Here is a 6,626-nt window from a genome sequence, read left to right as displayed (position 1 = left end):
CTCCCGCAAGCGGGAGAGGCGGAGCGAGCCCGTTGCTGCTCTTGCGCTTCAACCTGCTGCCTTTTCATTTTTAAATCTTGATCTCGCGGTTGAAGCGCTCGATCCAGGCCGAGCGCTGCTCGTTGATCTTCTTCCAGTCCTGGAACACGAATTTCTGCTTCAGCTCGGCGGTGTCCTTGGCCAGCACGCGCGCGATCTCGCCACCCATCGTCACCTTGGAATTGGTCGGCACGATCAGGTAGGGCGGGTTCATCAGCGTGGTCTGCACCTCCGGCGTCAGCGCCGCCTCGATCAGCTTGAAGGCGAGCTCGCGATTCGGCGAGTTCTTGACGATGTGGATCGTGGTCTTGAAGGCGATGGCGCCCTCCTTCGGTGCCACGAACTCGACCGGCACGCCGCGCGCTTTCAGGATCTGGATGGCGTTGAAATTGCCGGGCGAGATGTCGATCTGGCCCTGCTGGAACAGGGTGGCGAGCGCGCCGGGATTGGCCGCGACCGCCGCGAGATTGGGTTTCAGCTCCTCAAGCGCCTTGAAGCCGGGATCGACGTTGGCCTCGGAGCCGCCGCGCATCTTGGCGATCTCGACCAGCCAGCCGGTGCCGAGCGTCGAGTTGAGATTGGTGATGCCGACGCGGCCCTTGAACTCCGGCTTCCACAGATCGGCCCATGAGGTCGGCGGCGTCTTGACGGCTTCCGGATTATAGGTGAGGCCGACGACCTGGAAGAACGGGGCGGGGCCCATCGGCTCCTGCGCTTCAGTGATCAGGTCTTTGTAATACGCGCTCTTCTCGACCGGATAGGGCTCGACCAGGTCCTGGCCGATGGCGACGAGGGCGGGGCCGGGATCGTGCAGCATGACGTCGATCGGCGGATTGGCCTTGGCGGCGTTGACCTTTGCGATCTGGTCGACCGAGAGCATGGGATCGAGCACCATCGCGGCGTCCGCGTTGGCTTTCCGGAACGCCGGCACCAGCACGGCCTTGTGGGCTTCCTCCCAGCTTCCGGTGAAGGTCGCAAACACCAGCGGGCGGGCCTGGGCGTAGCTCAGCCCCGGAAACGCCTTCATGGCGCCGAGTGTGAGCGCGGTGGTCAGCAGGCTGCGGCGGTTCATGATCATGTCGAACTCCCCTCTGGACAAAAACTGGATCTAAAGCGTTGCGGGAAAGGCATTGGCGAGCGATGGGGCTAGCGGCGCGAGGCGCACCGCAGCGCCGTTCTCCAGCGCGCGCGTCTCGCCGATGCGTGCCTGTGAGACCTTGACGCCGGAGCCGTCGGCAGTGGTGACCTCATGCACGACGGTGGCGCCCAGCGGCAGCGACATGCCGACCACGCCGGCAAACCCGGTCTCGTCGCCGACGAATTGCAGATGCTCGGGCCGAATGCAGACGGTGACGCGGCCACCCTCGCTGAGCGTACCGCCCGCGGGACGTGCGATGATCTCGGCGCCGGCATCGAGCCGGACCTTGGCGGCGGTACGATCGGCCGTGACCACGACACCGGGCATGCGGTTGGTGGAGCCGACGAAGGTGTTGACGAACAGGGTCTCCGGACGGTCGTAGACGTCGGACGGCGAGCCGAACTGCTCGAGCTTGCCATGGCTCAGCACGGCGACACGATCGGCCATCGAGAGCGCCTCTTCCTGGTCGTGCGTCACGATCAACGTGGTGATACCGGAGACGCGCTGCAGCCGCTTGACCTCGATCTGCATATCGAGACGCAAATTCTTGTCGAGGGCGGCGAAGGGCTCGTCGAGCAGCAGGATCGACGGCTTGATCGCGAGCGCGCGGGCGAGCGCGACGCGCTGCTGCTGGCCGCCGGAAAGCTGCCGCGGCAGCCGCTCGGCCATGGCCGGGAGTTGCACCAGCTCGAGGAGGCGCTGTGCCTCGCGCTGGCGCGTCGCCTTGTCGATGCCGCGGGCGGCGAGGCCATAGGCGACGTTCTCGCTGATGCTGAGATGGGGAAACAGTGCGTAGTTCTGGAACACGATGCCGACCGCGCGCTTGTTCGGCGGCAGCGCATCGACGATGTCGTCGCCGATGATGATGCGCCCCTGCGTCTGCGCGATGAAGCCGGCGATGATGCGCAAGAGCGTTGTCTTGCCACAGCCGGACGGGCCGAGGAGGGCGATGATCTCGCCGCCCTTGATGTCGAGATTGATGTTCTCGACCGCAAGCGCGCCACTCGGATACCGGTGGGTGACCGCATCGACGACGAGCGACCGGCCGCCTTGCGTTTCAGCCATGATATTGCCTCCCGTTGCCCCAAAGGAGAAAGCAAGTCTCGTGCCCTGTTCCGGCCTTGCGATCGAATATGGATTGAACATTTCGCATCGCCGGCCGCCGCTCTGATCAGCTGTCGCGATGCTCGAGCCGGGCGGCGAGCGGCTCGGCAAGACCGATGGTCGGTTTCGCAGCGGGCCGGCGATACGTGCCCGCCGTCGCCTTGCGCAGCCGCAGCGCGACAAGCGCCTCGGCCTGCTTCACGGCGGCGATGACCTGATCGACCACAGGGACGGGGATCCGGTCGGCGACACGCTCGGCAAGACCCGAGAGCGGGGCGCCCGCAAAGATCAGCACGTCGGCCTCGTCCTCGACGATGGCGCACTGCGCGAGCTCGACCAGCACGTCTTCCTTCTCGGTGCCGACCTCGGAGATCGCCTGAAAGGGCGTATCGAGCATGCGGATGCCGGCGCAGCGTTCCCACAGCCCATGGGCGCGGACGCACTCCTCGTACCAGGGCCCCAGCGCCTGGGCGAAGGTGACGATGGCGAAGCGCCGTCCGGCCATGCAGGCGGTCAGCATCGCGGCTTCCGCCATGCCGACCACGGGAATGTCGAAGGTCTCGCGCGCCGCGAACAGGCCGGGATCGCCGAAGGCCGCGATGATCGCGGCGTCGACCTTCTTGTGCTGCTCGGCCAGCATTTCCAATGCGATGGCGCCGCCGATCTGCGCCTCGGTGCGCGTCGCGATGTAGGGTACGCCGCGGGTCGCGGTGCAGGGGATGATCTCGGTGCCGGGTGCGGCGCCGCGCTGCCCGACACCCAGCATCAGGTCGGTGACTGTGGTGCTGGTGTTGGGGTTGAGCAGCAGCAGCTTCATGGTTCAGGCCGCCGTCTGCTTCGGCTGCGACGTCGCGAGGACTTCGAGCAGCGCCGTGCCGGTGCGCGCGACGTGCGCGCCGAGCAGGCGGCCGGCCGCGTCGCCGTCGCGGGCTTCGAGCGCGGCCAGGATATCGGCGTGCTCGTCCACCGAATTGCTCCAGCGCCTGTTGGCGCCGAGCGCGAGATAGCGCGCGCGTTCGGCGCGGGAGATCAGCGTCTCATGGGCCTCGCGCAGCGGCGTGTTGCGGGCCATGCGTACGATGGTGTTGTGGATCTCGCCATTGATGGCGAAATAATCGTCGAGCTTGCCGTTGCGGTGATGACCCTCCATGCGGGTCTGCAGCGTGCGCAGGCGCGCGAGATCGCGCTCGGTGGCGCGCTCCGCGGCAAGCTCCGCGGCGAGACGCTCGATACCGGCGAGGGCCTCGAACAATTCCGAGATGTCCTCGACCGCGATATCGGCAATGCGCGGGCTGCGATTGGGACGAAGCTCGATCAAGCCTTCGGCAGCGAGCACCTTCATGGCCTCGCGCAGCGGCGTGCGCGACACGCCGAGCTCCTTCGACAGTTTTGTTTCCTGGGTTTGCGAGCCCGGCGGCAGCTCGCCGCGAATGATCATGGTCCGCATCCGCGCGGCGGCGCGCTCATGCAGGCCCATGCGCTTGAGCTTGGGCGACTTTCGTCCCTTCGGCGCTTCCGATTTTGGCTGCACGCGTGCCTCACTGCTTTCGCTTATCCTAGCCGCTTACCGGCCCTTGTGGCTGCCCAAAATATCGACCTATATAGCTGAAAACAATGGCATAGCGCGCAAATTGTATGCAGCATGCAAAAACTGGATTGCGCTGCGGCTGAGGGCGGCGGATGATCGTGTCCGACGCGCGAGATCGCGCGCCTTCGAAACGGAGTGAGCGATGCGGACGGGTTTGCGACTGGGCCTCGTGGTGATGGCGGCGATGTTTGGCGGCAGCGATCTCGCCTCGGCGCAAGCCCCGAAGATCAAGCTCGGCTACGCCAAATGCGCGCACTGCCTGCCGATGTCGCTGATCCCGGGCATGGCGAAGAGCGTCGAGGTCGAGGCCACCGGCTTCAACTCGGGCAATGACGTGCTCACTGCGCTCGTGTCGAAGAGCATTGACGTCGCGCAGGTGACCTATCTCCACTACATCACCGCGCTCGACAAAGGTTTCGACGTCGTCGCCGTATCGGGCCAGATCAACGGCGGCTCGGAATGTCTCTCCTCCGCGAAGCTGAGCCTGCCACCTGAGGACTGGGCCACGTTCAAGACGACTGTTGCGAAGGCGAAGAGCGACGGTCAGCCGCTGAAGGTCGCAGCGTCTCGCGGCAATGCGCAGGACATCCATATGCGCGGCGCGTTCCTCAAGCAGGGTGTCGACCCCAACAAGGACATCCAGTTCATCAACATCCCCAATCCATCCGACCATCTCGCGGCGCTTCAGCGCGGCGAGGTTGACATGATCTGCTCGGTCGAGCCGTTTGCCTCGCAGATCCGGCTCGCCGGCGCCGGCAAGCATTTTGTGCTGCCGTACGAGCAGGCCGCGGGCAATCTGACCAATCTGATCGTCACCCGTTCCGACGTGGTTGCGAGCCAGCGCGCCGGCGTCCAGGGCGTCGTCAGCGCCGTGGTCGAGCTCGACAACAAGCTGATCACCGACAAGGGGCCGTGGATCGAGGTCATCAACAAGCTCACCGGCCTCGACAGGAATGTGGCGACCGAGGCGCTGAAGAATGCCTCGCCCGATCCTGCGATCCATCGCTCGCAGACGCTGGCGATCGCCGCGATGATGCGCGACCTCAAATACATCTCGAAGGACGTCTCCGCGGAAGCGGAGAAGAACATGGACTATTCGTTCCTGGAGCAGGCCACGGGGAAGGCCAAGAATGACCTCGGTTACTGACGTCTCGCCTGCAAGGGGCGCGTTTCGGCTGACGCGGGCCTTCCAGGGGCTTGAACGCCTCATTGTCCCGGCGCTGCTGATCGCGGGCTGGGAGGCATTTGCCCGCAGCGGCATGTTGCCGCCCGCGCTGCTGCCGGCGCCGAGTGCGGTGCTGCACGCGCTCGGCGACTGGGTGTTCGGCTTCGACGAGACCACCCAGACCTATTCCGGGCACTGGCTGCGCGATGCGCTCGCCAGCGCGCTTCGTGTGTTCGGCGGCTTCGCGCTGGCGAGCCTCTTCGGCATCCTCGCCGGGGTTGCGATCGGCTGGTCGCGCCTGTTCGAGAAGACGCTGGAGCCGACGCTGCAGATGCTGCGCCCGATCCCGCCGGTGTCCTGGATTCCGCTGGCGATCATCTGGTTCGGCATCGCCGACAAGCCGGCGATCTTCCTCGTTTTCCTCGGCGCCTTCTTTCCCGTGCTGATGAACAGCATCCATGGCGTGAAAACCGTGGACCACAATCTCGTACGCGCCGGCGCGATGATGGGCGCGAACGGACGGCAGATGCTGACCGACATCGTGCTGCCGGCGGCGCTGCCCTCGATCTTTGCGGGCTTGCGCATCGCGGTCGGCTCGGCCTGGATGCTGACGGTCACGGCCGAGATGGTCGCGGTCAAGAGCGGCCTCGGCTATGTGCTGTGGGATTCCTATTATTTCCTGCGCTACGACATCGTGCTGGCGGCGATGATCTCGATCGGGTTGCTCGGCTATCTCTCCGACCTCGGCCTCAAGGCGATCATGGCGCACGCGCTGCGCTGGCAGCAGACCACCACCGTGCAGGGTAGGGCGGGCTGATGGCGTCAATCGAGCTTCGCAACATCGTCAAGGTGTTTTCCGACAAGCGGCGCGGCCTCCTGACGCTGGACAACATCAATCTCGACATCGAGGCCAACGATTTCGTGTGCCTGCTCGGCCCGTCCGGCTGCGGCAAGTCCACACTCCTGAACATCATTGCCGGCTTCGAGCAGGCGACGAGCGGCCGCACGCTGGTGGACGGCAAGCAGGTGGAGCGGCCGGGCTCGGACCGTGGCGTCGTGTTCCAGCAGCCGACCCTGATGCCGTGGCTGACGGCGATCGACAACATCGCCTTCCACCTCAAGCTCAAGGGCGTCGCCAAGGCCGAGCGGCAACTTCGGGCCATGGAGTTCATCGATCTCGTCGGCCTGCGTGGCTTCGAGCATCACCATCCCTCCGAGATGTCCGGCGGCATGAACCAGCGCGTCGGCATCGCCCGCGCCCTGCTGATGAACCCGAGCGTGATCCTGATGGACGAGCCGTTCGCGGCGCTGGACGCCCAGACCAAGCTCGAAATGCAGGAGGAGCTGGTCGCGATCTGGCAGAAGCGCCGCTGCACCATCGTGTTCGTCACACACAGCGTCGACGAGGCACTGGTGCTCGGCAACAAGATCGTGGTGATGACGAGGCGGCCGGGCCGGATCCGCGAGGCCGTCAATTTCGACCTGCCGCGACCGCGCGACATCACCGGCCCGGAGTTCAACGACGCCAAGCGCCACATCCTGGCTTTGATCCGGGAGGAGTCGACTCGGCTCGCGCAGGCGTCGTAAGGTAT

At 65.5% G+C, this 6,626-nt stretch carries 7 protein-coding genes; 3 read left to right on the top strand and 4 right to left on the bottom strand.

The window, feature by feature from the left end; all coding sequences use genetic code 11:
• Positions 1 to 70 precede the first annotated feature (70 nt).
• The 4 genes from A5906_RS14020 to A5906_RS14005 form a co-directional block, all read right to left on the bottom strand.
• Positions 71 to 1,117, bottom strand: a complete 1,047-nt coding sequence (locus A5906_RS14020; RefSeq protein WP_080135782.1) for an ABC transporter substrate-binding protein — start codon at positions 1,115 to 1,117, stop codon at positions 71 to 73.
• Positions 1,118 to 1,147: 30 nt separating this feature from the next.
• Positions 1,148 to 2,242 carry an ABC transporter ATP-binding protein gene (locus A5906_RS14015; protein WP_080136100.1) on the bottom strand — a complete coding sequence of 365 codons (1,095 nt, stop codon included), beginning with the start codon at positions 2,240 to 2,242 and terminating at the stop codon, positions 1,148 to 1,150.
• A gap of 106 nt (positions 2,243 to 2,348) precedes the next feature.
• Positions 2,349 to 3,098, bottom strand: a complete 750-nt coding sequence (locus tag A5906_RS14010) for an aspartate/glutamate racemase family protein (protein WP_080135781.1) — start codon at positions 3,096 to 3,098, stop codon at positions 2,349 to 2,351.
• A gap of 3 nt (positions 3,099 to 3,101) precedes the next feature.
• Positions 3,102 to 3,812 (bottom strand): GntR family transcriptional regulator, encoded by a 711-nt coding sequence (locus A5906_RS14005; protein WP_080135780.1) that lies wholly within the window; start codon positions 3,810 to 3,812, stop codon positions 3,102 to 3,104.
• Between the two features lie 199 nt (positions 3,813 to 4,011).
• On the opposite strand from A5906_RS14005, the gene A5906_RS14000 reads away from it, so the two are divergent.
• From A5906_RS14000 to A5906_RS13990, 3 genes are read left to right on the top strand one after another with little or no spacing between them, the layout of a single operon-like run.
• The gene (locus tag A5906_RS14000) at positions 4,012 to 5,016 is read left to right on the top strand and encodes an ABC transporter substrate-binding protein (RefSeq protein ID WP_080135779.1); all 1,005 of its coding nucleotides are present in this window, start codon (positions 4,012 to 4,014) and stop codon (positions 5,014 to 5,016) included.
• Positions 5,000 to 5,851: an ABC transporter permease gene (locus A5906_RS13995; RefSeq protein WP_080135778.1), complete on the top strand. Its 852-nt coding sequence runs from the start codon at positions 5,000 to 5,002 to the stop codon at positions 5,849 to 5,851. Before A5906_RS14000 ends, A5906_RS13995 begins: the two co-directional genes overlap by 17 nt.
• The gene (locus tag A5906_RS13990) at positions 5,851 to 6,621 is read left to right on the top strand and encodes an ABC transporter ATP-binding protein (RefSeq protein WP_080135777.1); all 771 of its coding nucleotides are present in this window, start codon (positions 5,851 to 5,853) and stop codon (positions 6,619 to 6,621) included. The genes A5906_RS13995 and A5906_RS13990 overlap by 1 nt, the downstream gene beginning before the upstream one ends.
• Positions 6,622 to 6,626 lie beyond the last annotated feature (5 nt).

The sequence above is a fragment of the Bradyrhizobium sacchari genome (assembly GCF_002068095.1).
Lineage (GTDB): Bacteria > Pseudomonadota > Alphaproteobacteria > Rhizobiales > Xanthobacteraceae > Bradyrhizobium > Bradyrhizobium sacchari.
The sequence above is the reverse complement of the archived record's forward strand: the minus strand, read 5'-3'. Positions and strand labels throughout refer to the sequence as shown.

Excerpts from the sequence above, each read along its gene's own strand:
- A5906_RS14015 (WP_080136100.1), bottom strand. The coding sequence starts at position 2,242 with ATGGCTGAAACGCAAGGCGGCCGGTCGCTCGTCGTCGATGCGGTCACC.
- A5906_RS14020 (WP_080135782.1), bottom strand. The coding sequence starts at position 1,117 with ATGATCATGAACCGCCGCAGCCTGCTGACCACCGCGCTCACACTCGGC.
- A5906_RS13990 (WP_080135777.1), top strand. The coding sequence starts at position 5,851 with ATGGCGTCAATCGAGCTTCGCAACATCGTCAAGGTGTTTTCCGACAAG.
- A5906_RS13995 (WP_080135778.1), top strand. The coding sequence starts at position 5,000 with ATGACCTCGGTTACTGACGTCTCGCCTGCAAGGGGCGCGTTTCGGCTG.
- A5906_RS14010 (WP_080135781.1), bottom strand. The coding sequence starts at position 3,098 with ATGAAGCTGCTGCTGCTCAACCCCAACACCAGCACCACAGTCACCGAC.
- A5906_RS14000 (WP_080135779.1), top strand. The coding sequence starts at position 4,012 with ATGCGGACGGGTTTGCGACTGGGCCTCGTGGTGATGGCGGCGATGTTT.